Raw genomic sequence first — 25,889 nt, forward strand, 5'->3', positions numbered from 1 at the left:
CCCCCCCCATCCGTCTCACACAACGTGGTACTTTCCGTGGTGTTCTTCCCTGGAAAACCTTGCTGTGGCAGGTAGTTAAGCCTATGGCTGTGGCTGTTTTTTTTAGGATTATTTCTTTACATTAAAAAAGAAAAAATGATAGCCTATTTAAAGATTAGTAACTGTGAGTCGTTCTATACATTCTAAAATCTTAAATAACGGCGGTTGAAAATGGGCTTAAGAAGAAAATTACTTTTGCTGGTTATCTTTATCTGTATTGCAATTGCAGGCATTATTATTGCGTCAAATTTGTTTGTTAATAAGGTCAAAATAGGAGGTGTAGCCTATAACGGTATTGAGTTGAAAAATTACGTTGTCGATATTGTGGCGCGCTCCAGGGTGAACTGGAATATGCTCAACAGTTCAATGAAAACACAGATATTTGATGAGTATGATGAGGATAATAGTGTCCCCGATATTGCTGAAACGATATCCGAGGCGATAAATGAAATGGATGCGATTCTCAGAGCGACTCTGACAGGATCTGAGCTGGATTGTGCGTCATGCCATGCACTCGATTATTCTGAAGAGATTAATAAATCATTAGTTATGGTGAAAAGCGATTGGGCAGCGATGAACGCCATGCTGCTGACCAAGATACTGCCTGCCTTGGCCGATGACGATAAAGAGACAGCCTTAGACTTGTTTACTGGCGAATATGATGATTTGTATATAACGGTAATGGCCAGCTCAAAGGAGATAGTGGACGGAGTACGAACCTCGCTTGAATCGATGAAGGAAAATACCAAACGTGAGGTTCGGCGATTTAGCCTCTATTTTATTGCTGCGGGAGCTGGCGTGCTTATTATTATTCTTCTTGTCGCCGGATTGACAGTGGAAAAGGTTGTTAAAAAGATCAAGGAAGCTGTCTCTGAGATTGAAAGCAGTTGTGCAAATATTACAGCTGAATCCGGTGTTACGAGTAAAACTTCTGAACGTAATGCCGACATTGCAACTGAGATGGCAGCGGCAATTGAGGAGTCCAGTGCTTCTTTGGAGGAGATATCCTCAATGGTCAAACAGACTGATGAGAATGCTTCGAACACAGAGCGTAAAATGAAAGAAAACATGCTTACTATTGAGCAGGCGAATTCTGATGTTGTCGGTCTGAAAGAAAACATGATGACAATTAAAAATGATACTGACAAGATCTCAAAAATAATGACAGAGATTGATGCTATTGCCTTTCAGACAAACCTGTTGGCGCTTAACGCTGCCGTTGAAGCAGCGCGAGCGGGAGAGGCGGGTGCCGGTTTTGCGGTTGTTGCAGAAGAGGTCAGAAATCTTGCTTTACGAACGACTGAGTCTTCAACGAGTACTCAGAGTCTCATTGAAGTGGCTATCCGGAATGTCAACGCTGGCCTCAGTGCTGTTGATAAAGTTGATGTGGCTATGGCCGATATTTCTCAAAGCACAAAGGCGAATACGGCCCTGATTGTAGAGATTAGCACAGCAATGCACCAGCAAACAGAAGGAATTGGCCAGATTAATAGGGCAACATCTGAGATGGAGTCGCGAACGCAAGGTCTTGCCGCGGGATCAGAAGAGTTAGCGGCGGCATCTATGGCCATTTTAGGGCAGACAAATGTCTTGTACCAAACAATTGCTGATCTTGTTGAAGTTATTGGGGGTAGCAAGGGTTTAAATGACATAAAGGCCAGAAAACAAGAGGACTCCACAGGCGACTATGGCCAGGATGTGCCAAAACTGCCGGAAAGCTAAAAGCTGTGTTTCAGGTGGTTCAGGAGATTTTCCATCGTTGCGTTGATAGCGCTGAAATTGGTGCCGGCAACCATGCTATCTGCAGACTGAATAAACTCTCCGTCGGTTATTTCATCGCCGCAGTTTTCAATTAAGCCCTTCAGGCTTTCAGCTGTTGTCTCCAGATGGAACTGGAGGGCAACGACCTTGTTGTTATAGATGAACCCCTGAGTTTTGCAGGCCTTGCTTTGAACAAGATGGCTGGCGCCTTTTGGCAGGTTGAAGGTATCCCCATGCCAGTGCATAACAGTAAGCTCTTCTGGTAAAATTTCCTTAAGATCATCATCAAGGTTGTCCTTCATAAAAGAGACGGGAAACCAGCCTATCTCTTTTTCTGCATTGCTATAGACTTTTTCACCTAAAGCATCGGCTATGAGCTGAGCGCCCAAACAAATTCCAAGGACTACCTTGCTGTTGTTAATGGATTCCTTTATGAATGCTCTTTCTGCTGCCAGCCATGGGAAGAGGTGATCCTGGTAGATGTTCATGGGGCCGCCCATAATTATAAGCCAGTCGAACGCATCCTGTTGTGGAAGTTGGTCGTTTTGGAAAAGTCGAGTCACTGAAACTGTGGCATTGTTCTTTTGCGTCCATGTTTCAATAGACCCCAACCCTTCAAAAGAGACATGTTGTAAATAATGGATTCGTAGAGTTTTCATTGGTCTTTACTGCAAAGATTTTTTTTGATGTCAAGAATAGGTGTCTGGTCTAAGGCATCAACACCTGTAACAGAGATCATGGTGCCGGATATGGCAGTAACTAAAAGTTCGGATATGGCAATTGGGTTTGGTCGTGCTGGGCTGCGAGTAGAAAAGACACCTCGAATGGGCCTGGATGTATCTCCGCGGGGGTGAACCTTCAGCAAGGATCGGTTGGCCTGGTTAAACCAGAACAGGACAATTATGGTGTCGCCAGGTTTAATACCATCAAGACCCGGCAGGTATTGGTCGTCAATCTCTAAGGTGCCGCTTTCTGAAGATTCGGTGAAGCTTTTAGGGGTATGCTCGGTCTTTGTGAGGCCGCAGTGTAAAATGCCAATAGGCTCAAGTGTGATTTTACTCATAGTGGTTAAAAACTCTTGCACTGAAAGGGTTGGTTTATTAATATGACCGCCTGGTCACATTATGGAAATTTTATTATCACAACCCAAGCAGACATTTCTGAACCTGACGGCTGAAAAACGGGCTTCGATTGAGGCGGTTCTTGTGGAAGAATTTGCCACAAAAGGCTATCAGAAGGCAAGTCTTAATGCAATTGTAAAAGAGCTTAATATTGCCAAGGGTTCATTGTACCAATATTTTGAAAATAAAGAGGCGATTTTTCTCTATGTTTTTGATTGCTTTACCCGCCTGGTGAAAAAATCAGTAGGGGCAGCAGTAGATAGTGAGCAGCCATGGGAGGGTGATTTTTGGCATGCTGCTCATGAGGTTATGCTTGCTGGAATCCGCTTTATTGAGCGTTATCCTTTTTATTTTCAGCTCTATCTGCAGGTGTTGCACGAAGAAAACATACCTCACCGGGAGCTGTTGCTGGAACGAGTCCGACTTTTTTCAAAAGAGTATTTCGGACCCATGATTGAGGCGTATCAAGAAAAAGGTGTTTTTGTCCAAACGCCGGCAGCGACAATTATTTTTATTATTGACGCTGTGATGGATCGATTTTTCCAAGGCTACGCCAGGCAGTATCTTGATGGTGGTCTTGACTTGAATCAAAAAAAAATAGCTGATATCGAGTTGGAAATTAAGCAGATACTAACGACCTTGAAGTTTGGATTTTCAGCACGAAAATGAAGGACTACTTAGATTTGAAAACTCTGTGTGTTCGTGTGCGTCTTTGTGTTTTTGTGGCTGATAACAAGGCAGTTTAGGGTGAGGAGACTATGGAATCGATGATTGAGCAAGCCGGGTTGGGTGATATCCTTATTAAAATTAAGTCCAATGAGCGTCTTAATGCTGAAGAGGGAATACGACTGTATCAGTGCAACGATATCTTGGCGCTTGGTTACCTCGCCAATATTGTTCGGGAGCGGATTAATGGGAATAAAACCTATTTTATATATAATCAGCATATAAATTATTCAAATATCTGCACCAACCTCTGCAAGTTCTGTGCTTTCGGTAGGGCTGCTGAATCTGAACTGGCCTATGAGATGTCGGTAGAAGAGATTCGCAGAAAGGTTGAGGAACGGCTTGATGAGCCTATCCGCGAAATTCACATGGTAGGCGGCATTCACCCTGACCTGCCGTTCTCTTACTATACCGAGGCCTTACAGGCTATTAAATCTGTCCGGCCTGATGTCCATATTCAAGCCTTCACCTGTGTTGAAATTGCCCATCTTGCTGAACTTTCAAAGCAGTCTGTGGCAGATACCCTGAAAGTTCTGGCTGCAGCAGGACTTGGCTCGATTCCAGGCGGAGGAGCCGAGGTTTTCAGCCCACGTATCAGAGAGAAAACCTGTGAGAAAAAGTTGTCAGGAGAAGGATGGATAGAAGTGGCAAAAACAGCACATCGGTTAGGTATAAAAAGTAATGCTACCATGCTTTATGGCCATATTGAAACTCTTGAGGAGCGTATAGAACATCTTTCCATGCTCAGGGATGCTCAAGATGAGACCGGCGGGTTCATGACCTTTATCCCGCTAGCCTTCCATCCTAAAAACACCGAACTTTCCCACCTGGCAAAATCGTCCGGACTTGAGGATCTCAAAAACATCGCTGTAGCCCGCTGTTTTCTTGATAATTTCCCTCATATTAAGGCCTATTGGGTGATGATCGGCGTTAAACTGGCGCAGGTTGCCTTGTCCTTTGGCGCTGATGATATGGACGGCACGGTTAAAGAAGAGCGTATCACGCATATGGCAGGTGGAGAAGCTGAGCAGGCTGTCACCAGTACTCATTTTATACGAATTATTAAAGAGGCTGGGCGAACTCCGGTTGAGCGCGACACACTCTATAATGTAATTACCGAATACTAATCGGTAGTGGTGAACAGAATGATTGATGAGAAAGTGTTGGGTGGTCAGCGCATTGATGGCGCTGAGGCTCTCGAACTGCTTAAAAGTAATGATCTGCACCGGTTGGGATTTCTGGCAAATGCTGTGCGAAAGCGCCTGCACCCTGAACCTATTGTCACGTATGTTATTGATCGCAATATCAATTATACGGATGTCTGTGTGTCGGCCTGTAAGTTTTGCGCCTTTTTTAAATCTCCTGAAGATCCTGCCGGGTCAGTCTTATCATTCGACGAACTGAGGCAGAAAATTGAGGAGACCAAAGAGCTTGGCGGCACCCAGATCCTCCTGCAAGGCGGACTGCATCCCGATCTGCCATTTTCGTTTTATGAGGAGATGGTGGCCTTTATGAAGGGTCTTGATATTCATGTACATGGATTTTCTCCACCTGAAATCTGGCATTTTTCGGAAATCTCGGGGCTGCCAATCTCTGAGGTGATAGCGCGACTTAGAAAGTCCGGGCTCGATTCGATTCCCGGCGGCGGCGCTGAAATACTTACCGAACAGTGCCGAGAACAGACCTCTCCACGTAAATGCAGCGCTTCGCAATGGCTGGCGGCAATGGAAGAAGCGCATAATCAAGGTTTGCGCACCTCGGCAACCATGATGTTTGGCCACGTCGAGTCCTTAGAGGACAGGATTGAACACCTACAGCGTATTCGCGACCTGCAAGATAAAACCGGCGGCTTTACAGCCTTTATCCCGTGGCCCTTTCAGCCGGACAACACTGTCCTGAGTCATCTGCCGAAGGCCTCCGCCTTTGCCTATCTTAAGATGTTGGCCGTCTCACGAATATTTCTTGATTCTATTGATAATATCCAGGCCTCATGGGTAACCCAGGGGCCCAAGATTGCCCAGTTGTCACTCTCTTTTGGGGCCAATGATTTTGGCTCAACTATGATTGAGGAAAATGTCGTTGCGGCGGCTGGAGTCAGTTTTCGTCTCAGTGAAAAGGAGATACTGGCCCTTGTTGAAGAGGCAGGTTATACGCCGAGACAACGTCTGATGGATTATCGCTTTGCTTAGGATGTCGGAGATAGGATTTCTGAGGTAGAGATCCTTCGTTCGAATGTTCGAAGTTCGAGTATTTGTCATTCGATTGTTGCTGTAAGCATCAAAGCTCGTAACAGTGGGCTCAATTTAAAATATATATTTAGCCACGGAAACACACTGACTCACACAGACAAAAGCGTGTAGGTTGGGTTGAGCTTTGCGAAACCCAACAAGTATAAGCTCATTTATGCCCGATATTGTCATCGAATAGTATATTTTTCCCAGCGCCTTAGTTATGTTGCAGGAAGCACAACCAACATGTTGCCGTATGCTATCTCAGGAAATGTAACGCAATAATCGAATGACGAACAAGATATGACAGAGGAAACAACTTTATATAGAGCGCCATTTGTGGTGACCGGAACAGGGCCGGTGATTGAAAACGGCGGGGTGTTGGTTCGTGATGATCTGATTATTGCGGTAGATCTCTTTGAACATTTGAAAAATGAGGCGGCTCAGATTATTGATTGTGATGGGCATATCCTCACTCCTGCTCTGATTAATTGTCATGCTCATCTGGAGCTGTCCTGGATGGCTGAGCACCAGACGAGTGATGACCATTTTGAGCCTGGCGATATCACGGGCTGGATTCGGGGCTTGTTGAAAAAACGAGATCATTTCAGCCCTTCTGACGCTGAAATTGATGCCTCGGCCCGCCAGGCACTCGATATTCTTCATGCAAACGGGACGATTCTGGTCGGTGATATCGGCAACAGGTTTGAAAGTCGCCTCATTGGAGATGGTCACAAGACCACGGTTCTTTTCTATCTGGAAATGATGGGTTTAACCAAAAAGGCAGCTCAGCAGCAGATGAGCCGTTTAGACAAAATAGACTGTTCGGCGACCGGTCATGGGCCGTATTCCTCCCATCCTGATCTGATCAAACAATTGAAAAGACGAGCGGATGGGCGATCCGATCTCTTGCCGCTGCATGTTGCTGAAACTTCCGATGAGGTTGATCTGTTGCAAACTGGTAAGGGACGGTTTTACGATTTTTTAAATGAAAGGTTACAACAGATCGGTGAGTTTGAGGGACATGATCTTACCGATTTTTTTACGGTTCCAGGCTGTGGTGCGGTTGAATATCTTGATAGGCTTGGCGTTTTAGGCGAAAACACCCTTTGTGTTCATTCTGTCCATGTTGATGCACATGAGATTGATTTGCTGGCCCAAAAAGGGGCTAAGGTCTGCCTTTGCCCGCTGAGCAACAGGTTTATTGGGGTTGGAATTGCTCCCCTTGAGGTGTTTTTAGACAAGGGTATCTTGCCCGGGCTTGGCACGGATAGCCTGGTCAGTAACCGCTCTTTAAACATTTTTGCAGAAATGAGCGCCTTGGCAGAGGACCATCCACAGGTTGATCCGGCTACCATTTTTATGATGGCAACCATTGGAGGGGCCAGGGCCCTGAACAGTTCAAAGCAGTACGGCAGTATTGAGAAGGGTAAGCGTGCTGCAATGCTGGCAATTGAGTGCGATAGTATTGATAGTAAGGCAATCTATCAATTTCTGGTGCATGGTGGTGAAGAGCTGCAGGTAAAGTGGCTGGAGGCTTTTCGTGAGTGAGGTCTGTGCCCGCATAGGTATGGTTAATTTTATCAATACCGCGCCACTCTATGAGGTCTGGAAAGAGACCGTGCGGCGTCCTGATTGGCTGGTTGTTGAGGATACCCCCTCCAGACTTAATGCAATGCTCTATGGGGAGCAACTCGATTTAGGGTTTATCTCATCCCATGAGTATGCTGTGCACCCCGACCTGTACCGGATTCTTGCAGACTTGTCCATCAGTGCAACTGGTAAAGTCGGCAGTGTGAATCTGTACTCTGCAATGCCAATTCATGAGTTGTCTGGTGAACGAGTGATGTTAAGTCGCCAGTCCCAGACCTCCAACGCACTTTTACAGATTATTCTTGACGAGTTTTATGGTGTTAAACCACTGTTTGTCGCAGACGAAGGCCATAATGAGTCGGCAGGCGGGGTGTCGGCAGTACTTGCCATCGGTGATCAAGCCTTGCGCCTGAAGGATCAAGGCAGTTATAAGCATGTTTTGGATCTTGGCGAGGTCTGGTTTCGGCAAACTGGTCTGCCGTTTGTGTTTGCAGTGTGGGCAGTCCGTGAAGATTTTTGTAAAGACAATATGGACACGGTCATGGATGTCCATTGCGAACTTTTGCGCTGTATTGATGAGGGCAAGAACCAGTTAGAGGCGATCAGCGCCAAAGTTGCGCCGCGTATTCCTATGGGGCAGCAAGAATGTTTTAAGTACTTACAGAAAATTGAACATGATTTAAACGACGAGAAAAAAAAGGGCCTTGAGCTTTTTTTTCAATATTTGATTAACAGAGATGAAGGGAAAACTAATTCGTTGCCTTTGAAATTGTGTGGACTAACTAATGCGGACGCCTGAAGAAAAAAAGAGATTTGTAAAAGAGAAGTTTTCATCAATCAGCAGCAGTTACGATCTGATTAATTCACTGGTCAGTTTTAAGATTGACTGGTATTGGCGCTGGGTCACCACCAGAGAGCTGAGCAAGTTTCCTGAAGGTGCTGTACTGGATCTTTGTGCCGGCACATTGCCATTATCTCTTGAGCTGACTCGGCAGGCCAAAAAACGGCAGGTTGTCTCTATTGATTTTTGTGAGGCTATGCTCAGGGCCGGTGTTGCGACACTGCCCAATGATGATAGAAAAAAACGAATAAATCCCGCCTGTGGTGATGGTGAAGAGATCCCGGCCAAGGACAATAGCTTCTGGGGCTGTACCGTCGCCTTTGGAGTACGTAATCTTTCGCGAACTCAAAAGGGGCTTGATGAGATGCACCGGGTGCTGAAACCAGGCGGAAAGCTGCTTATCTTAGAGTTCTCCCGTCCGACAAACCCAATTATAAGACCTCTCTACTTTTTTTATTTAAACACTATTCTGCCCAAAATAGCAGGCTTAGTCTCTGGAGATAAGGAAGCCTATGATTATCTGGCAAGTTCTATTGCCCAATTCTATGAGCCGGCTGTGCTTATGGAGATGATGAAAGCCGCCGGATTTTCAAAGGTTTACGCCCGTAAATTAACCTTTGGTGTTGTGACAATTTACGTGGGGGTGAAATGAAAAGAAAAATTATTGTGGCGATAACTGGTGCGAGCGGGTCAATATACGCGGTAGAATTTCTGAAAATAATGCATGGGCTTGATATTGAAGTGCATGGAATTATCTCTTCCTCTGGCGAGCAGGTTTTAAAACTTGAGACTGGAAAATCCAGAAATGATCTTTTATCAGTGAGTCGTTGGTTTGAGTTAGACAATTTTGCGGCGCCGGTGGCGAGTGGCTCCAGCTTTTATCAGGGGATGGCAGTTCTGCCCTGCTCCATGGGAACTCTCGGAGGGATTGCCAACGGTATTTCAAAAAACCTGATTCATCGGGCTGCCGATGTCACCCTAAAAGAGCGGCGGCCGTTGGTACTTGCGGTTCGAGAAAGCCCGCTGAATCGAGTGCATCTGCAAAATATGCTGTCAGTTAATGATGCTGGCGCAATTATCTGCCCGGCAATGCCGGCTTTTTATCATAAACCTGAATCGATTACTGAAATGGCCAGAGAGTTCAGTGCCCGTGTTGCCCAGCTACTTGGCATTGAGGTGCCTGGAATGTCTCGGTGGCAGGGGCTTGAGTGCTGAACATCGAACATTAATGGTTCTAATAACCTGTAAGTCAATTTAGCTATGTTCAAAAAACTATCTATCCTTCTGGAAATGATCAAGTTCAAGCATACGGTTTTTGCGCTGCCCTTTGCCTTAATGGGTGCTTTTCTGGCAGGTGGCGGGACACCTGACTTGATTGTTTTTGTCTGGGTTGTTGTTGCCATGGCGGGTGCACGAACAGCGGCTATGGGCTTTAACCGTATTGTTGATGTGAAGTTTGACAAGGAAAACCCACGTACAGCCGAGAGGGCACTTGCTGCTGGAACGGTATCAATGATGGAGGCCTGGCTGATGGTGTTTATTGCCTCGGGGCTATTTTTTGTTGCCTGTTATAACCTCAACAAACTTACCTTGCTGTTATCTCCATTTGCTCTTTCCCTGACATTTTTTTACTCCCTGACCAAACGTTTTACCTGGCTATGCCATGTTGTTCTGGGCATAGCATTGGCGTTTTCGCCACTGGGTGGTTATGTTGCCGTAAAGGGCTCCTTGAGCGGGTTTCCCTATGTCTTGTCAATTGGCGTTTTTTTGTGGGTTTCCGGGTTTGATATGGTCTATGCCTGCCTCGATGCTGATTTTGATCGCCAGCGCGGCCTGTACTCCATGCCGGCCTATTTTGGCAGGGAGAAGGCGTTTCGGCTTGCTGGAATATTTCATGGCCTGGCCTTTTGCATGTTTACTTTGACAGGCATCTGGGCGGGTTTGAACTATTTTTACTATATCGGACTTGCGATTACTGCCCTTTGCCTGGTTTATCAGCATATTGTTGTCTCACCATCAGATCTTTCACGCATTCAGCTTTCGTTTTTCAACATGAACGGTTTTGTGAGCGTCGTCATGTTTGTTTCTACCTGGGCGTCACTTCTGACTGCAACACCTTCCGGATGATATTATGGATGACCTTGATCCTGTTGAACTCGAAATTGATGGCGTACTTGATCTGCACACATTTAATCCTAAAGAGGTTAGGCGCCTTATTCCTGATTATTTAGAGGCCTGTCTTGAAAAAGATATTTTTGCTGTACGGATTATCCATGGTAAAGGGAAGGGGGTGCTGCGCAGAACGGTTCACTCAATACTCGAACAACTTGCCATTGTTGTTTCTTTTAAGCTTGCGGGGGAGGATGGCGGCAGTTGGGGGGCTACTCTTGTCGAGCTGCAAAAATAAGTTTATAGTTGGATATTTCAATTTACAGGGATTTATAAATCGAAAAACAACAATCGAATGACAAATTACGAATGACAAATAATCGAACAAAAGGAAGCGTTAACGAGAGAGTGGATTTTCTGTTGTTAGTAGTTTGCGTTCGAATGTTTGTAAATCGAATGTTCGTCGCTCGATTGTTGTTTGTTTTCTCGACTCTTGCTGTATAGCAAGTTAACTATTCTTAGCGAGATAATCTGCAACACCTTTAGCCGTCGGTTTCATTGCCTCTTTGCCAGGTTGCCAATTTGCCGGGCAGACGTCACCGTGTTTTTCAAAAAACTGAAGGGCATCGACCATTCGTAGCGCTTCGTCAACATTTCTACCAAGGGGAAGATCATTGATTACGGCATGTCTGACAATTCCCTCTTTATCGATAAGAAATAATCCACGTAAAGCAATACCGTCTTTTAGAAGAACTCCGTACGATTGACAGATACGTTTGTCCAGATCTGCTACAAGTGGAAACTGAATATCGCCAATACCTCCTTGATCTACAGCTGTATTTTTCCAGGCGAAATGCGTAAACTGTGAATCTATAGAAACACCTACTATCTCACAGTTTCGTTTCTTGAACTCGCCAAGGGCCTTATTGAAGGCAATAATCTCAGAAGGACATACAAAGGTGAAATCCAGTGGATAGAAAAATAATACCAGGTGTTTTCCTCGGTAGGATGAGAGCGTTAACGCTTCAAAGGTGTTGTTGGGCATGACTGCTTGGGCTGTAAAATCAGGGGCCGGCTGGGTAACTAATGTACACATCTGTTTCTCCTTAAGTTGTATTTAATAGTAATAGTTATCATTTACACCATAGGGATTTTTTGTCAAAGAAAATGTGTAAAATTTAATCAAAAAAAACAGGTTTGAGCAAAAATTACACAGTATTTGACGCAACTATTTCCTCATTACAGCATCAGTGTTGATGAAAATAGCAAACACGATTTTTGGGTTAAATTTCCAGAGGGTGGTCTGTCTTGTATAGTGCTGATTTTACAAATAAAGTTAAATCTCACACCTTTCTTGCTTTTTTCAGTTCTACTATGGCCTGAAATGTGCTTAGTAGTTATTATTGGTAAATACTAATTGATGAGCAATACCTAACCCACTAAAGTGGAATAATGAAAAAATTTTTTCGTCTACATTACATGTTTATCTCGCCATGGTTGATTTCTGCATCTATTGCATTAATGACCCTAATTGTAGTTGTTTTTGCTACCAACAATTTGCGGCGTGAGGTCAACCTGATTAACAGTAGCTTAACTCATCGCGGGCAATCTCTGGCCCGATTCGTTGGTGCCGGTACAAGGGCGTCAATGATTCAGGGGATGGAAGGCGCTTTGCATACTCAGCGATTGATTGAGCAGGCATCGGTTGATCCTAGTATTTTTTATATTGCTGTTGTTGATGAAAATGGCAAGATTCTCTCTCATAGCTATCCTGATTTAGTCGGAACTTTGGTTGATCATTCGATTGATCTGGGTGCCCAGGACGGAGACAATACTGGCGGACATGTTGTTTATGATCCTATAAGTGGCGAAAAGGTGTTTGAGGTCGTCAGCGAATTCTCGCCCTTTCGGCATCAGCATGATTATAAGGGAGAGGTCGGGGGCGGTAGAGGCCGGATGCGCCATTTGCTTGAACGCTTGAGGGCCCAATCGGAAAACCTGCATGGCCCTATCGTTAACGACTGGTGCCAGAATATTGTACAGCCCAATCCTCCGGAACAATGGCAAGGCGGTGATTATCGAATTCTGGTGGGGCTTGACATGAAGGAACAGCTAGAGGTTACCCGGCAGGCTAAAATACATATTTTACTCGTTTCTCTCATCCTACTTTTTGTTGGACTCGGTGGCTGGTTTTCTTTGCTCGCTGTGCAAAGTTACCAGGCCTCACAAAATACCTTGAAAAATATCCAGGCCTTTACCAATCTTCTTATCTTGAAACTTCCGGTTGGTATCATTGCTACCGATCAAAATAATCTGATAACAACCTATAACAGGGCAATTTCATTAATGCTTGATATTGAGCCTTCGGTCGCATTAGCCAGAAAACCAGGGGACGTTTTGCCAGCCTCTCTGGCTCTGTTTTTTGATGAACTTGATGCCGGTGAAGAGATTTTTGAGAGAGAGGTTATTATTGGTAAGGATGGAAAACTTACGGTTCATGTGAGTTCTGTGCCAGTTGTTGATGATCATAACCTTCCTCAAGGACGCGTTGTTCTTGTTCATGACTTAACAGAGTTGAAAAAACTTGAAAAACATGTCAATCAGCACGATCGTCTGGTGGCTCTGGGGAAGATGGCTGCTGGTGTTGCCCATGAGGTGCGCAATCCGTTAAGCTCAATCAAAGGCTTTGCGACACTCCTGGGTGAGAAATTTGCTGAAGATAGTGACGAGCATAAGGCCGCCGGTCTGTTAGTCCATGAGGTGGACCGGCTTAATCGGAGCATTACCGAACTGCTTAATTATTCGAAGCCGCTGCCGTTACAACTTAAAGAAGTTGATTTGTGCCAGCTTGTTGAAGAGAGTGTTCTCTTGATGCAGGGTGATGCGGGGGCCCTTAATGTGGAACTCTCTATGCATCTTGATTCGGCTATTCCATTGGTTACAGTTGACGAAGATAGGATTAAACAGGTACTGTTAAATCTGTATCTAAATGCCTTTCAGGCCATGGAGAATGGTGGCGAGCTTCATGTTTTGGTTAAAAATCATGAGTCAGGAAGAGGTGTTGTGGTGACTGTTGTGGATACCGGCTGTGGCATAGCAAGTGATCTTGTGAAACGGGTGACGGATCCATATTTTACCACGAAGGCCGATGGTACTGGCCTCGGCTTAGCCTTGGCCTATAAGATAATTGACGAACATGGTGGCTCCCTTCAGTTTTTTAGTACTCCTGGCGAAGGCACTGCTGTTGAGGTGTTTTTGCCCACCGAACAAATCCCCAGTTAAGAGAGTGGATAGGTTTATGTTTCTGTGTTTATGGAAATGTGCTTTTGTATACCACATTGTGTAAGCATTTCGTTTAATAATTAACAGCTAGTAAGGAGATGTCATGAAAAAGGTAGTAACTCTTGTTCTTGTTTTAATGCTGTGTCTTTCTGTTAACGCTTTTGCAAAATCAAAATCCTATGGCAAGGGTGTTTCTGTGCCGGAGGTAACCAAAATTTCTCAGATTCTGGATACCCCTGAAACATACATAGGTAAGAAAGTTAAGATTGCCGGGATGATTATTGAGGTGTGTGCTTCCAGAGGCTGTTGGGTCTATGTTGCTAGTGACAGACCTTATGAGAAAATACAGGTAAAAGTGACTGATGGGGAGATTGTTTTTCCTATGAGCGCTACAGGCAAACTTGCTGAAGTCGAGGGAACCGTTGAGGAGTTGAAATTGAGCAAGGATGATCTGATCAGATGGAAGAAACATCAGGCCCAAGAGCGTGGTGTGGAGTTTGATCCTGCCTCTGTCAAGGCTGGTGAGAAAATAGTCAGGCTTATTGGTCTTGGTGCCGTGGTAGAGGAGTAGTTTATGAAGTGGAGAAAGTGGAATAACTGCCTGCATCGTGATTTAGGCTATTTGTGTTTTGGCTTGACCATAATTTATGTGATCTCTGGCATTGCGGTGAACCATATCGGTTCCTGGAACCCCAATTACCGAATTGAGCATATAGAATCAGAGCTTGACCCGGCAGGAGTTAATCGCCATCAGGGTGATGCACAGGTTGCCTATATTCTGAATCAGATAGGCGAATCAAGAAGGATAAAAAACAGCTTTTCTCCAGCTCCTGATGCCATCAAGATATTTGTTGAAGGGAACACCGTAACGGTGAATTTGGCCTCCGGCAAAGTTGCACAGGAAAAAGCCGTTACCCGACCGATACTTCACGAAATGAATTTTTTGCATCTCAACCATCCGAAGAAGCTGTGGACCTGGTTTGCCGACCTCTATGCACTGTCACTGGGATTGTTAGCGTTGACTGGACTTTTTGTTCTGCGTGGTAAAAATGGGATTACTGGCAGAGGTGCTTGGTTGACAGGTGTTGGGTTACTTATTCCTGTACTGTTTTTGTTTATGTATATATGACAAGTGAAAAAAAGCTATCTGGCTGACAGGTAAAGAGTGTTAGCCAGGTCTACGAGTTCTTGAAACGATTTTGTGTCAAAGATCTGGGTGCGCAGTGAAGCACTTCCAGGAGTACCTTTAAAATATTTACAGACGTGGTTTTTTATTTTACCGAGTGAGCGATCGGTTGACAAGAAGCTCTCGATCAGCTCAAGATGTCGGGTTAGGGCCTTTGTGCGAACTCTCATGCCCGCCATTGGCTGTTCCGGGCTGAAAATCCAGGGGGCACCTAAAGCACATCTGCCAATCATTACGGCATCACATCCAGTTTTTTTTATCATCGACAGGCCTTCGTCATGGGATTCGATATCGCCATTGCCAATTACCGGAATGGAGACGTTTTCTTTGACTCGGGAAAGGAGATCCCAATCAACAGTGCCTGAGAAACCATCCGACCAGGTGCGGGCATGCACAGTTACAGCCTGGGCCCCTGCACCTTCAGCCATTTTTGCAAACTCAGGCGCCGTTATAGTATGATGATTCCAGCCGGAACGGAATTTTACAGTTACAGGTTTGTTCGAGTTTTTTACAACTTCAGAGATAACCTTTTCAGCAAGTTTAGGATGTCTCATTAAGGCGGCGCCCGCACCTTTTTTAATCACCTTTTTAACCGGACAGCCCATGTTGATATCGATAATATCGATAGGGTGCTCGGCAATTATCTTGGCAGCTTCACCCATGATGTCGGGTTCTGAGCCAAAAAGCTGCATGGCAACAGGACGCTCATCAAGATGACTGGCAAGCATACTAAGGGTTTTTTTCTGGTCATAAACCAAGCCATGACAGCTGATCATTTCAGAAAAGACGAGAGCGGCACCGTACTCGCGGCATAACAGTCGAAAGGGCAGATCGGTATACCCAGCTAACGGGGCAAGAACAAAAGGGTTCTCAAGTAAAATCGAGCTGATTTTTTGCATATATATAAGGCAATTTGGTAACTATTCAGCGAAATGAAATCCAGTAAACATGGTTATTTTACCACAGAGGTCACGGAGAGCACAGAGGAAAGCGTTCCAATGGTCTTTCCTTCGTGCTCTCGGTGATCTTCGTGGTTATAAAATGTACGTGTCTGTGTGGTTCTGTGTGGTTCTGTGGCTAAATAAAAATTACAGCAAAGAGTTCACCGCTTTTACGACATTTTCGGCTGTGATGCCAAAATGTCGGTACAACTCCTCTGCAGGTGCAGACTCACCAAAGGTGTCAATACCGATGACCTTGCCTTCCAGGCCGACATATTTACGCCAGTAATCGGTCACACCAGCTTCAACTGCAACTCGAGGAACACCAGGAGTTAAGACCTCCTGTTTGTACTGATCATCTTGAGAGTCAAAGGTGTTGGTGCTGGGCATGGAAACGACACGAACAGCTCTACCGCTTTTGCTCAGTTGATCGGCGGCAGCCATGGCAATTTCGACCTCAGATCCGCAGGCGATGATGATAGCTTCTGGTTTGGCTGTGCTGTCAGATAGAATATAGCCACCCCGAGCGATCGCTTTACGTTGCTCTGTAGTTCGGCTTTGATGGGGAAGTCCCTGTCGGGAAAACATCATTGAGGTCGGGCCTGTTGTGTTTTCCAGAGCAGCTTTCCAGGCAACAGCAGATTCAACGCCATCACAAGGGCGCCAGACCTGCATGTTGGGTATCATCCTCAAGGTTGCAGTTTGTTCAACCGCCTGATGCGTCGGGCCATCTTCTCCTAAACCAATCGAGTCATGAGTAAAGACAAAGATGCTTTGGATCTTCATGAGGGCAGCCATGCGCAGGGCGTTGCGGGCATACTCAGAAAACATGAGAAAGGTGGAGGCATAGGGAATAAAGCCACCGTAAAGTGTGATACCGTTGGTGATGGCTGCCATAGCGAATTCGCGAACACCGAAATAGATGTAGTTGCCGGCACTGTTAGAAGCGATATCTTTACTTTGTGCCCAGATGGTCAGGTTTGATCCGGCAAGGTCAGCAGAGCCGCCAATAAGTTCGGGAAGCAAGGGGCCATAACCATTAAGACAGTTCTGTGAGGCCTTGCGCGTGGCAACTTTTTCGGCTTTTTTGTCCACGGAGTCAATAAAGTTTTCAGCATCCTGCTGCCAGTTTTCAGGAAGCTTGCCTTCAAGTCTTCGTGAAAGTTCTGCCGCTAACTCCGGGTGTGCCAGACGATACGCCTCAAATTGATCGAGCCATTGGCCTTCACTCTTTTTACCCTTTTCTTTGGCATTCCAACCTGCATATATATCTGTAGGGACTTCAAAGGCCGGGCTCGTCCAGCCAATAGTTTTGCGAACGAGTGCAATCTCGTCATCACCGAGCGGCGCGCCGTGGCATGTCTCTTTCCCTTGTTTATTAGGTGAGCCCCAGCCAATGATGGTTTTACAGCAGATAAGTGTAGGTTTATCTGTTGTAGCCCGAGCGGACTCAATGGCCTTTTTCACTGCCTCGGAGTCATGTCCATCAACATTGGCTATAACTTGCCAGCCGTAGGATTCAAAACGTTTAACCGTGTCGTCTGTGAACCAGCCTTGAACTTCGCCGTCAATACTGATGCCATTATCATCATAGAGGGCAATAAGTTTGCCGAGTTTTAGGGTGCCGGCCAGAGAACAGGCCTCATGGGATATACCCTCCATCATGCAGCCGTCACCGAGAAAAAAGGTGAAATGGTCGATAATATCATGGCCTGCTCGGTTGAACTGTCCTGCTAGGGTTTTTTCAGCTATCGCCATACCGACGGCGTTTGCAATGCCTTGACCTAATGGCCCTGTTGTTGTTTCAACTCCGGGTGCATATCCATACTCCGGATGACCAGGGGTTTTTGAGTGAAGCTGGCGGAAGTTTTTAATCTCGTTAATGTCAAGATCGTAGCCTGTGAGATGCAGCAATGAGTAGATCAGCATCGAGCCATGTCCATTAGAAAGCACGAAACGGTCACGATTAGGCCATTTGGGGTTGGCAGGATTGTGCTGCATAAAGTCATTCCATAAAACTTCGGCTATGTCAGCCATCCCCATTGGCGCACCAGGATGTCCGGATTTGGCTTTTTGGATAGCATCCATACTCAGTGCACGTATTGCGTTTGCAAGTTCTCGGCGTGAAGGCATTATTGATTCTCCGCTAGTTATGATTAGGTATGTTAAAGGCTAAAAGCTAAAGGCTAAAAGCTAAAGGGCTACTTATTTAATTTCTGTATTCATCTGCATCTCCAGCTCCATATTTCCATCCGGGCGCATGATTGAATTTATAATGTAAAGATAGATCTCTTCAGCAAGATTGTCGGATATTTCGGCAAGGGCAACTTTTTTGGACGCCAGGAGCTGAGTGGGGTCACTAACCTTTGAGAGCGTTTCCTGAAGGGTGTATCCCGATTTCTCCCAGACTGTCTTACCGGTAGCCTGCTCCTTTATAGAGAAGGTAACGGTCAAATTTGCCCTGAGTTCATTGGCAATATTATTGGAACTATAGGATATCTCCGGGTAGTCAACGGAGTTGATCTTGCCGGTTAGTATAAATTCGGCATCAGTTACATTTTCTGTCAAAGTAATCAGCTTAGTTTTTCGAAGCCAGTCAGACAGTGAGTTGTAAAAGGTTGTTTCCAGTCCGAGTTCATTGGTCTGGTTTGCCCACATGGATCGATGCAGGGTGATGGGTTTGGAGTTACTACTCACAACATACGGATTGTAATACCCACATGAGGTGATAGTGATGGCCACGATAAATATGGTTGCAGCAAGCTTGTCGATTCGCACCAAAAACTCCTTATGTTTTTTGTTAACGGATTTCGACTCCGATATCTGACTTCAAAAATCTATACTACTATATTAAGAAGTTTATTTTTGACAACGATGATTTTTCTAACAGGAGAATCACCGAGAAATTTTTTAACATTGGCATCACTCAGGGCCATCTCTTTCAGGGTGTCATCGTCGGTTCCGGGCGCAACCTGTAGACGGCTTCTAACTTTTCCCTGTATCTGGACAACGATGGTTAACTCTTCTTCTTTAGCTGCATCAGCATCAAAATCAGGCCAGGCCGATTCATCAAGCTGTTCGGTGCTGCCGGTCATCTCCCATAATTCGGCGCAAAAATGTGGAACCATAGGGTAGAGAAGTTTCAGGATTGTTTTGATGGCAAAGCGAATTATTGATGGTTCGATGCTATCTTTACTGTCAGTACTGGCTGTGGCGGTTAAGACGTTTGTCAACTCCATAACAGCACTGATACAGGTATTGAAATGAAAATTCTGTTCAATGTCGGTGCTGAATTTTTGTATGGTCTGGTGGGTCTTGCGGAGTACGGCTCTACTGGACGAATTCATCTCCGCCGGAATTGCGGATTCATCTGCAAATAGATCACTATGAGCGCTAATAAACCTGAAAACCTTTAATAGGAAGCGTGAGGCACCTTCAACTCCTTTGTCGCTCCACTCAAGGTCTCTTTGCGGTGGGGCTGCAAACAAGCTGAAAAGCCGCACAGTGTCTGCACCATATTCGGCAATAAGGGTATTTGGATCAACGACATTGCCTTTGGATTTCGACATTTTCGTACCATCTTTAATGACCATGCCCTGGGTGAGCAGGTTTTTAAATGGTTCGTCAATGGTAAGGTAGCCAAGGTCTCGCATTGCCTTGGTGAAAAATCGGGAATATAAGAGATGTAAAATTGCGTGCTCTACCCCACCAATATATTGATCAACCGGAAGCCAGTAACTAGCGGCATCTTTGTCAACCATGTCTTCTGTATACTGAGGGCAGGTGTAGCGCGCATAGTACCACGACGACTCGACAAAGGTGTCCATGGTATCAGTCTCACGTTTGGCTATAGAGCCGCATTGGGGACAGGTGGTTTTGTAGAAACTTTCCAGGGTGTGTAGTGGAGACTTGCCGGATTTATCGAAAGTAACTTCTGTTGGCAGACGAACAGGCAGTTCCGTCTCTGGCACTGGCTGTGTTCCACAGGTTTGGCAGTTGATCATCGGGATAGGAGCCCCCCAATAACGCTGTCTGGAAATACCCCAGTCCCGGAGGCGAAAGGTTGTCTGCTGTTTGCCGAAACCGTTTGCAGCAGCAAATTCAGTGATAGCCTCTTTGGCCTTATCGCTTGCAAGTCCGGTGAAATTTCCAGAGTCAACCAGAATTCCTGCACCCTCATATGCCTGAGCTTCAGGAATACCGCCATCTTGAGGTTGGATAACAGTTTTTATCGGGATATCATATTTAAGGGCGAATTCATAGTCACGCTGATCATGTGCTGGTACAGCCATGACAGCACCTGTGCCGTATTCCATAAGCACAAAGTTAGCAGCGTAAATAGGCAGGCGTTCTTGTGTGAAGGGATTGATACAATAGCTGCCGGTAAAGACGCCTTCCTTTTCAAGCTCGTCGCCATGGCGGGCACGTTGTTTTTCGTTGGTGGTCTTTGTGATAAAGGCTGCCACCAGCTCTTCCTGTCCTGTTCCTTTGCAAAGATCATTCAATAAAGGGTGCTCAGGGGCAATAGACATGAATGTTGCGCCATAAATTGTGTCTGGCCGAGTGGTGAAAATAGTAAGCTGCTCATCTTTATCTTCTATAGGAAAGTTGATTTGGGCGCCGACACTTTTGCCGATCCAGTGACGCTGCATGGTCAAGACCTTGTCTGGCCAGCCCGACAGGGAATCCAGCTCAGTGAGCAGTTCATCTGCGTAATCGGTAATCTTAAAAAACCAGCCGAACATCTGGCGGGGAGTTACCTTGTTGTCACAGCGCCAGCACTCGCCCTCAATGACCTGTTCATTGGCTAATACGGTCTGACAGTCTTCACACCAGTTAACGGTGGTGTTTTTTCGGTAGATCAGGCCCTTGTTGTACAGTTCAATAAAAAACTTTTGTTCCCATCGATAATAGTCGGCATTACAGGTAGCAAGTTCACGGTTCCAGTCGTAACTGAATCCCATGCGTTGCAACTGTGTTTTCATGTAATCGATATTTTCATGGGTCCATTTGGCAGGATGCGTATTGTTTTTAATTGCGGCATTTTCAGCCGGCAGTCCAAAAGCATCCCAGCCCATGGGATGAAGAACATTAAAGCCTTTCATCCTTTTGTATCGGGCAATCACATCGCCAATGGTGTAATTGCGGACATGCCCCATGTGAATTCTGCCGGAGGGGTAGGGGAACATCTCAAGCAGGTAGTATTTCGGGCGATCGCTATCAACGCCTACCGTAAAAGTGCCCTGTGAGAGCCATTTTTCCTGCCACTTTTTTTCAATATCGGCAAAATTATATACTGTATTTTCGTGTGTCATTGTTCGTTGGTTTCACTTTTTGTCAATACCCATAACAGGTGTTGATCGGTTCTGTTTGTGGATGGATCTAATTACTCTGAAGCGGGCATGTCTTGCCGTGCCAGGTTTTCAAATGTGGTAATGTAATCAAGAAAGGCAAGTTTGACAGTACCAGTAGGGCCGTTTCGCTGCTTACCAATAATGATTTCAGCAATGCCCTGATTCGGGTTGTCGGGCGCCTTATTATATACTTGATCGCGATAAATGAAGCAAATAACATCTGCGTCCTGCTCAATCGCGCCGGACTCTCGCAGGTCGGAAAGTTGTGGGCGCTTGTCAGTTCTGTTTTCCAGGCTTCGATTCAGCTGAGACAGGGCTATTACGGGGATGTGAAGCTCTTTGGCCATGGCCTTTAAGGAACGGGAGATTTCACTGATCTCCTGCTCCCTGCTCTCTATTCGACCCCTGCCGCGCATGAGCTGCAAATAGTCGACAACAACCATGCCGATATTATGCTCCATTTTTAAACGTCGAGTTTTAGCGCGCATTTCAAGGACGGAAATGGCCGGCGTGTCGTCAATGAAAATTGGGGCTTTGGCGAGCATGCCTGTTGAGCGCACAAGTTTAGGCCAATCCTGATCATGCAGGTGTCCGGTACGCATTCTGCTGGAGTCGACACGACTGATAGAGCAAAGCATACGAATGGCTAATTGCTCTTTTGACATCTCAAGACTGAAAACAGCTGCCGGTGTTTTGGAAAGTAAAGCGGCATTTTGAACAAGGTTCATTGCAAAGGCAGTTTTACCCATACTCGGGCGACCAGCGATGATAATAAGATCTGAAGGTTGCAGACCGGCAGTTTTCTTGTCAAACTCATCGTATCCTGAAGGCACTCCAGTGATTAGCTCCTTACGTTCGGCCAGGGATTCGATCTGTTTGAAAGCATCAGTGACAATCTCACTCATGGCAAAATATGACTGATTACTTTTGGCGCTGGAGATATCAAAGACAGTTTGCTCAACACTGTCAAGCAGGGCTTCGATGTCATCCTGCTCTTCGTAGCAGCGGCCGGCAATCTCTGACGATGTGTTAATCAATTGCCTGAGGATACTTTTATCGCGAACAATTTTTGCGTAATACACAATGTTGGCAGATACTGGAACAATATCTGTGAGCGTGGCAAGGTAGGTGGGGCCGCCAATTGTGTCGAGTTGATGAGAATCTTTTAATTTATTGGAAACAGTTACAATGTCGATGGGCTCCGTCTTTTCAAAAAGATTAAGCATTGCATTGAAAATAGCTTGGTGGGAGGGTTTGTAGAAATCTGTTGTGAAGATGATGTGGGCTATTTTATCAATGGCACCTTGACGCAGTAAAATGGATCCAAGCAGGCACTGCTCGGCTTCAATATTCTGGGGCGGCAGGCGATGTGGTGATGGAGTTTCCATGTCGGATTACGGAGGTCCGATTTCGGATCTGTATTAACAACATACTTATGATAGTGCGGTACAGCGACAACAATGCGTTGTCGCCGTACTGCCATTGGCCAGCTCGAGCGAGTACTTCGAGATTATAAAAAGAGGATTTTTACTCTTCTGTTAAAAGAGGACGAATCTCGATTTTTAATTCAGCTGTTGCTTGATAGCCTACTTTAACAGAAAGTGTCTTTACGCCAAGAGTTTTAATTGGCTCATCGAGAACAATTTTTCTTTTGTCAATCTCGATACCGACTTCGGCAAGCTTTTCTGCGATTTCTGCTGTTGTAACAGAGCCATACAGCTTGTCTTCTTCGCCGACCCTTTTCTCAATAGTAATGGTTGCACCAGCAAGTTGCTTGGTCATAGCTTCGGCAGCGTTTGTTGCCTGAAGGCGGCGTGTTTCAATCGCCTCCTTTTGCGCTTCAAGCTGAGCCAATGATGCTTTGCTTACCAGAACAGCCATGCTGTTGGGGATGAGAAAATTGCGACCATATCCTGGTTTAACCTTGACAATATCGCCTTCCAAACCCAAGTTGTCGATAGTTTCCTTTAAAATTAACTCCATGTTCAGCCTCATTATTTTTTTCTAACGAATACTAGCTTATACTCTAAGCTGTCTGATGCCTTCGTTAACGGTTATAAATGGTTTGTGGTTATTTATTATTGATTTCATCTACTGGTTTTCTGAAATTAGCCCAGATCTCGGCTATGCCAAGTAATGCCAAGAGCAGAAAACCGTAGGCCTGAATAATCAAAAAAAACAGTATTAAAATCCGTACTAATTTGGGTACCGACCATTTTGAGAAAAAAGTGATCAGTACCGAAAGTCCCTGGATAAAAAACAGGGAGCCAAATACTAAAAGCAGGTTTAACCCGGCAGCTTTAAGCCAACCTGTAGAGGTAAATAACAGTACTCCTCCCAGTATGACTGGCCAAACAAAATGATCTGGCAGCTTGAAATGGCGAAAACTCGGCCAGCTCGGGCAGTTTCTGCTTGTCAATAAGCCGTTGGCCAAGGTCATGTTGATAAAAACAGTACCAAAGACAATAACTGCAAGGATACCGGGGAAAATGACCGGTATCAGTTCCCGCACTCGTGTGAATATTGCCTGTAGCTCAACCTTAATATCTGCCGAGATCTCAGAGGATTGTCTATAAACTGTATATGCTTCCTCCAGGCTCGTATCAATACTTTTTAAAACATCAACATAGATATTTGACTGGCTGGAGGCACTTAGCAAAAGCCAAGTTAAAAACCATATGGTTGCCAAGGCCAGAGCGCCATAGAGTGCTGACAGTTGCAGTGATTCCTTACGATTTATGCTTCTGGCTAAAACAAAGCCGACGGGCAGCAGTGTTAAAGAAAAAAAGAGAACCGATAAGGAACCGAATGCTAATGCTATCACTCCGGAAAGCAGTATGGAGTGCAGTATTATTTTGAAACCCTTTTCAAACCCGAGGTAAATCGGCAAAAAAACCAAAGGCAACGGTGTTAGAAAATAAAGCAGTGCAACTCCGCCTGAAATTGTCGGTAAGGCGAAAATAGCTGTGGTAGCCAAAACCGATTTCAAATACTGCCCGTTAAAATTCATGCCTTTGACTTTCAGTGCCCCCCTCAAAAAAACTATGCGCGAGGTGCGCGTGGTGGTCGAGGTATTACACCACTGTATGGTATAAGCGCGATCTGTCTGGCTCGTTTAATCGCTTCAGTAACCTGTCGCTGATGTTTAGCGCAGTTCCCAAAAATACGACTTGGTACAATTTTACCCTGTTCCGTTAAGAAGCTTGTCAATGTTTTTACTTCTTTATAATCAATGGCAAGGCTTTTGTCGGCGCAAAAACGACACACACGTTTGCGTATAAAGGTTTTTTTTCGTCTTGGTTGTGAAGGCCTTGATGGTCTCATGTTAATCTCCTATGTGGAAAGAGCGTGATATACTCTCTGTCTATACGTCAATAAGGTTTAATCGTCGTCATCATCGTCATCATCGACAATGACGTCATCGTCATCATCAGAATGATGAGATTTTGATTCTCTCACCGGGCGCGGATTGTAGTCATCGCTGAACTCTTCCTGGGTCTTGATGGTCATGTACTTAAGAACCTTATCATCAATTCGGAAAAGTCGTTCGATTTCATCAACAGCTTCAGATGCTCCTGCGTATTCACAGTAAATGTAATAGCCCTGTGTCTGTTTTTGAATTAAATAGGCGAGCTTTTTGATCCCCCAGCGGTCAAGCTGGACAATTTTACCGTCGAATTTTTCGATGACTTCATTAGTCCGATCGATAATGGCTGTCATATCATCCTCACTTACATTGGGGCGGATGATATAAATAGTTTCATACCTGCGCATGATTCCTCCTTTTGGACATTGAGATGCATTCTGCATCTAAAGGCCCTCGTGATTTCCTGCTGAGAGCAAGAAGGTTGTGGAAACGTATGCTTACTTGTGGAATGTACTTCAAAATAAATATGAAAATAAATCCGTCGGTGAGCGATTGAAAAACAATCGACCTTGATACCATACTCCGGCTTTTTCTGTCAATTCATTTTTTTAACTTCGGCCCAGAGTGCAAGCAATTGATCGTAGGTGAAATCAGCGATTTTTTTATCCTGCTGCACTGCCTTTTCCTCAAGTAATGAGAAGCGGTGAATAAATTTATCAGTGGCGCCATGTAATGCCTCTTCGGCATTGAGCTGTGTGAGACGACCAATATTAACCAGGACAAAAAGTGCATCGCCGATCTCTTCTGAGATCGCTGTTTTATTGCCGGATTTAACAGCCTCTTTTATTTCATCGACCTCTTCGTCGAGCTTTGTAAGAGCACCTTGAATATTTTGCCATTCAAAGCCGTTGTTGGCTGCTCGCTCGGAGACCCGCTGCGCTCGGCGCAACCCAGGAAGGTTTCTGGGAACATTGGCCAGCAGGTCGGCCAAGCTGCACGCATCTTTTTCCTGGGATTTAAGCTGGTTCCATTTTTGGCGTTGATCCTGTTCAGAACTTACAGTTTCATTATCAAAGACGTGTGGATGTCTGGTTACCATTTTTGTGGTAATGCCTTCCAGAACCTCAGCCAAGGTGAACAGGCCTTTTTCCTGATACAGGTTGGCAAGGAAAATGATTTGAAAAAACATGTCGCCAAGCTCTTCCTTTATGGCCTGGGGAGTTTCCTTGTCAACGGCCTCAAGAAGTTCATAGGCCTCTTCAATCAAATAGGATTTAAAGGTCTGTGGGGTTTGTTTTTTGTCCCAGGGGCACTCTTTCCTGAGCTTTGTGATAATCTAAA

General features: G+C 45.3%; 26 protein-coding genes. 13 read left to right on the forward strand and 13 right to left on the reverse strand.

Features of this window, described 5'->3' with window-relative positions; translation table 11 throughout:
* Window positions 1–210: 210 nt before the first annotated feature.
* The gene (locus tag HQK80_07690) at window positions 211–1,761 is read left to right on the forward strand and encodes a hypothetical protein (protein ID MBF0222097.1); all 1,551 of its coding nucleotides are present in this window, start codon (window positions 211–213) and stop codon (window positions 1,759–1,761) included.
* On the opposite strand, the gene HQK80_07695 is transcribed toward HQK80_07690, so the two are convergent.
* Complete coding sequence (locus HQK80_07695) at window positions 1,758–2,459, reverse strand: type 1 glutamine amidotransferase (GenBank protein MBF0222098.1); 702 nt, start codon at window positions 2,457–2,459, stop codon at window positions 1,758–1,760. The two genes, HQK80_07690 and HQK80_07695, sit on opposite strands and share 4 nt — an antisense overlap.
* Window positions 2,456–2,863, reverse strand: a complete 408-nt coding sequence (tsaA, locus tag HQK80_07700; protein ID MBF0222099.1) for a tRNA (N6-threonylcarbamoyladenosine(37)-N6)-methyltransferase TrmO — start codon at window positions 2,861–2,863, stop codon at window positions 2,456–2,458. The genes HQK80_07695 and tsaA overlap by 4 nt, the downstream gene beginning before the upstream one ends.
* Window positions 2,864–2,924: 61 nt before the next feature.
* Between tsaA and HQK80_07705 the strand changes: the two genes are divergently transcribed.
* The 9 genes from HQK80_07705 (at window position 2,925) to HQK80_07745 (ending at window position 10,716) form a co-directional block, all read left to right on the forward strand.
* Entirely contained in the window at window positions 2,925–3,590 is a 666-nt protein-coding gene (locus tag HQK80_07705) for a TetR/AcrR family transcriptional regulator (GenBank protein MBF0222100.1), read from the forward strand.
* Between the two features lie 89 nt (window positions 3,591–3,679).
* Window positions 3,680–4,774 (forward strand): aminofutalosine synthase MqnE, encoded by a 1,095-nt coding sequence (gene mqnE, locus HQK80_07710; protein MBF0222101.1) that lies wholly within the window; start codon window positions 3,680–3,682, stop codon window positions 4,772–4,774.
* Between the two features lie 18 nt (window positions 4,775–4,792).
* A complete protein-coding gene (mqnC, locus tag HQK80_07715) occupies window positions 4,793–5,836 on the forward strand; it encodes a dehypoxanthine futalosine cyclase (GenBank protein MBF0222102.1) in 1,044 nt (347 codons plus the stop codon).
* 342 nt (window positions 5,837–6,178) lie between these two features.
* Window positions 6,179–7,426, forward strand: coding sequence for an amidohydrolase family protein (locus HQK80_07720; GenBank protein MBF0222103.1), 1,248 nt, complete (start codon window positions 6,179–6,181; stop codon window positions 7,424–7,426).
* 19 nt (window positions 7,427–7,445) lie between these two features.
* Window positions 7,446–8,267, forward strand: a complete 822-nt coding sequence (locus HQK80_07725; protein ID MBF0222104.1) for a menaquinone biosynthesis protein — start codon at window positions 7,446–7,448, stop codon at window positions 8,265–8,267.
* The gene (locus HQK80_07730; GenBank protein ID MBF0222105.1) at window positions 8,254–8,961 is read left to right on the forward strand and encodes a ubiquinone/menaquinone biosynthesis methyltransferase; all 708 of its coding nucleotides are present in this window, start codon (window positions 8,254–8,256) and stop codon (window positions 8,959–8,961) included. The genes HQK80_07725 and HQK80_07730 overlap by 14 nt, the downstream gene beginning before the upstream one ends.
* A complete protein-coding gene (locus tag HQK80_07735) occupies window positions 8,958–9,524 on the forward strand; it encodes a UbiX family flavin prenyltransferase (GenBank protein ID MBF0222106.1) in 567 nt (188 codons plus the stop codon). Before HQK80_07730 ends, HQK80_07735 begins: the two co-directional genes overlap by 4 nt.
* Window positions 9,525–9,569: 45 nt before the next feature.
* Window positions 9,570–10,436: a UbiA family prenyltransferase gene (locus tag HQK80_07740; GenBank protein ID MBF0222107.1), complete on the forward strand. Its 867-nt coding sequence runs from the start codon at window positions 9,570–9,572 to the stop codon at window positions 10,434–10,436.
* Between the two features lie 4 nt (window positions 10,437–10,440).
* Window positions 10,441–10,716: a Smr/MutS family protein gene (locus HQK80_07745; GenBank protein MBF0222108.1), complete on the forward strand. Its 276-nt coding sequence runs from the start codon at window positions 10,441–10,443 to the stop codon at window positions 10,714–10,716.
* A 210-nt stretch (window positions 10,717–10,926) separates the two neighbouring features.
* Here HQK80_07745 and HQK80_07750 read toward each other — a convergent pair whose 3' ends face one another.
* On the reverse strand, window positions 10,927–11,514 hold the full coding sequence (locus tag HQK80_07750) for a peroxiredoxin (protein MBF0222109.1): 588 nt from the start codon (window positions 11,512–11,514) through the stop codon (window positions 10,927–10,929).
* Between the two features lie 425 nt (window positions 11,515–11,939).
* Between HQK80_07750 and HQK80_07755 the strand changes: the two genes are divergently transcribed.
* The 3 genes from HQK80_07755 (at window position 11,940) to HQK80_07765 (ending at window position 14,829) form a co-directional block, all read left to right on the forward strand.
* Complete coding sequence (locus HQK80_07755; GenBank protein ID MBF0222110.1) at window positions 11,940–13,700, forward strand: hypothetical protein; 1,761 nt, start codon at window positions 11,940–11,942, stop codon at window positions 13,698–13,700.
* Window positions 13,701–13,803: 103 nt separating this feature from the next.
* Entirely contained in the window at window positions 13,804–14,271 is a 468-nt protein-coding gene (locus tag HQK80_07760; protein ID MBF0222111.1) for a DUF4920 domain-containing protein, read from the forward strand.
* 3 nt (window positions 14,272–14,274) lie between these two features.
* Entirely contained in the window at window positions 14,275–14,829 is a 555-nt protein-coding gene (locus tag HQK80_07765) for a PepSY-associated TM helix domain-containing protein (protein MBF0222112.1), read from the forward strand.
* Window positions 14,830–14,843: 14 nt separating this feature from the next.
* On the opposite strand, the gene dusB is transcribed toward HQK80_07765, so the two are convergent.
* From dusB to mazG, 10 genes are all read right to left on the reverse strand, one after another.
* Entirely contained in the window at window positions 14,844–15,785 is a 942-nt protein-coding gene (gene dusB / locus HQK80_07770) for a tRNA dihydrouridine synthase DusB (GenBank protein MBF0222113.1), read from the reverse strand.
* Window positions 15,786–15,974: 189 nt separating this feature from the next.
* On the reverse strand, window positions 15,975–17,960 hold the full coding sequence (tkt, locus tag HQK80_07775; GenBank protein MBF0222114.1) for a transketolase: 1,986 nt from the start codon (window positions 17,958–17,960) through the stop codon (window positions 15,975–15,977).
* Between the two features lie 72 nt (window positions 17,961–18,032).
* Entirely contained in the window at window positions 18,033–18,605 is a 573-nt protein-coding gene (locus HQK80_07780) for a hypothetical protein (protein MBF0222115.1), read from the reverse strand.
* A 59-nt stretch (window positions 18,606–18,664) separates the two neighbouring features.
* Window positions 18,665–21,142, reverse strand: coding sequence for a leucine--tRNA ligase (locus tag HQK80_07785; GenBank protein MBF0222116.1), 2,478 nt, complete (start codon window positions 21,140–21,142; stop codon window positions 18,665–18,667).
* Window positions 21,143–21,213: 71 nt separating this feature from the next.
* Window positions 21,214–22,569 (reverse strand): replicative DNA helicase, encoded by a 1,356-nt coding sequence (gene dnaB / locus HQK80_07790; protein MBF0222117.1) that lies wholly within the window; start codon window positions 22,567–22,569, stop codon window positions 21,214–21,216.
* Between the two features lie 139 nt (window positions 22,570–22,708).
* Complete coding sequence (locus HQK80_07795) at window positions 22,709–23,164, reverse strand: 50S ribosomal protein L9 (protein ID MBF0222118.1); 456 nt, start codon at window positions 23,162–23,164, stop codon at window positions 22,709–22,711.
* 88 nt (window positions 23,165–23,252) lie between these two features.
* Entirely contained in the window at window positions 23,253–24,191 is a 939-nt protein-coding gene (locus HQK80_07800) for a DUF2232 domain-containing protein (GenBank protein MBF0222119.1), read from the reverse strand.
* 32 nt (window positions 24,192–24,223) lie between these two features.
* A complete protein-coding gene (locus HQK80_07805) occupies window positions 24,224–24,505 on the reverse strand; it encodes a 30S ribosomal protein S18 (protein ID MBF0222120.1) in 282 nt (93 codons plus the stop codon).
* Between the two features lie 57 nt (window positions 24,506–24,562).
* Complete coding sequence (gene rpsF / locus HQK80_07810) at window positions 24,563–24,955, reverse strand: 30S ribosomal protein S6 (protein MBF0222121.1); 393 nt, start codon at window positions 24,953–24,955, stop codon at window positions 24,563–24,565.
* Between the two features lie 188 nt (window positions 24,956–25,143).
* The gene (gene mazG, locus HQK80_07815) at window positions 25,144–25,884 is read right to left on the reverse strand and encodes a nucleoside triphosphate pyrophosphohydrolase (GenBank protein ID MBF0222122.1); all 741 of its coding nucleotides are present in this window, start codon (window positions 25,882–25,884) and stop codon (window positions 25,144–25,146) included.
* Window positions 25,885–25,889: the final 5 nt, after the last annotated feature.

The organism is Desulfobulbaceae bacterium, from assembly GCA_015231515.1.
In the GTDB taxonomy this organism is placed as follows: domain Bacteria; phylum Desulfobacterota; class Desulfobulbia; order Desulfobulbales; family VMSU01; genus JADGBM01.

Bases quoted from the DNA above. Each gene is read 5' to 3' on its own strand.
- HQK80_07690 (MBF0222097.1), top strand. From the start codon at position 211: ATGGGCTTAAGAAGAAAATTACTTTTGCTGGTTATCTTTATCTGTATT.
- HQK80_07695 (MBF0222098.1), bottom strand. From the start codon at position 2,459: ATGAAAACTCTACGAATCCATTATTTACAACATGTCTCTTTTGAAGGG.
- tsaA (MBF0222099.1), bottom strand. From the start codon at position 2,863: ATGAGTAAAATCACACTTGAGCCTATTGGCATTTTACACTGCGGCCTC.
- HQK80_07705 (MBF0222100.1), top strand. From the start codon at position 2,925: ATGGAAATTTTATTATCACAACCCAAGCAGACATTTCTGAACCTGACG.
- mqnE (MBF0222101.1), top strand. From the start codon at position 3,680: ATGGAATCGATGATTGAGCAAGCCGGGTTGGGTGATATCCTTATTAAA.
- mqnC (MBF0222102.1), top strand. From the start codon at position 4,793: ATGATTGATGAGAAAGTGTTGGGTGGTCAGCGCATTGATGGCGCTGAG.
- HQK80_07720 (MBF0222103.1), top strand. From the start codon at position 6,179: ATGACAGAGGAAACAACTTTATATAGAGCGCCATTTGTGGTGACCGGA.
- HQK80_07725 (MBF0222104.1), top strand. From the start codon at position 7,446: ATGGTTAATTTTATCAATACCGCGCCACTCTATGAGGTCTGGAAAGAG.
- HQK80_07730 (MBF0222105.1), top strand. From the start codon at position 8,254: ATGCGGACGCCTGAAGAAAAAAAGAGATTTGTAAAAGAGAAGTTTTCA.
- HQK80_07735 (MBF0222106.1), top strand. From the start codon at position 8,958: ATGAAAAGAAAAATTATTGTGGCGATAACTGGTGCGAGCGGGTCAATA.
- HQK80_07740 (MBF0222107.1), top strand. From the start codon at position 9,570: ATGTTCAAAAAACTATCTATCCTTCTGGAAATGATCAAGTTCAAGCAT.
- HQK80_07745 (MBF0222108.1), top strand. From the start codon at position 10,441: ATGGATGACCTTGATCCTGTTGAACTCGAAATTGATGGCGTACTTGAT.
- HQK80_07750 (MBF0222109.1), bottom strand. From the start codon at position 11,514: ATGTGTACATTAGTTACCCAGCCGGCCCCTGATTTTACAGCCCAAGCA.
- HQK80_07755 (MBF0222110.1), top strand. From the start codon at position 11,940: ATGACCCTAATTGTAGTTGTTTTTGCTACCAACAATTTGCGGCGTGAG.
- HQK80_07760 (MBF0222111.1), top strand. From the start codon at position 13,804: ATGAAAAAGGTAGTAACTCTTGTTCTTGTTTTAATGCTGTGTCTTTCT.
- HQK80_07765 (MBF0222112.1), top strand. From the start codon at position 14,275: ATGAAGTGGAGAAAGTGGAATAACTGCCTGCATCGTGATTTAGGCTAT.
- dusB (MBF0222113.1), bottom strand. From the start codon at position 15,785: ATGCAAAAAATCAGCTCGATTTTACTTGAGAACCCTTTTGTTCTTGCC.
- tkt (MBF0222114.1), bottom strand. From the start codon at position 17,960: ATGCCTTCACGCCGAGAACTTGCAAACGCAATACGTGCACTGAGTATG.
- HQK80_07785 (MBF0222116.1), bottom strand. From the start codon at position 21,142: ATGACACACGAAAATACAGTATATAATTTTGCCGATATTGAAAAAAAG.
- dnaB (MBF0222117.1), bottom strand. From the start codon at position 22,569: ATGGAAACTCCATCACCACATCGCCTGCCGCCCCAGAATATTGAAGCC.
- HQK80_07795 (MBF0222118.1), bottom strand. From the start codon at position 23,164: ATGGAGTTAATTTTAAAGGAAACTATCGACAACTTGGGTTTGGAAGGC.
- HQK80_07800 (MBF0222119.1), bottom strand. From the start codon at position 24,191: ATGAATTTTAACGGGCAGTATTTGAAATCGGTTTTGGCTACCACAGCT.
- HQK80_07805 (MBF0222120.1), bottom strand. From the start codon at position 24,505: ATGAGACCATCAAGGCCTTCACAACCAAGACGAAAAAAAACCTTTATA.
- rpsF (MBF0222121.1), bottom strand. From the start codon at position 24,955: ATGCGCAGGTATGAAACTATTTATATCATCCGCCCCAATGTAAGTGAG.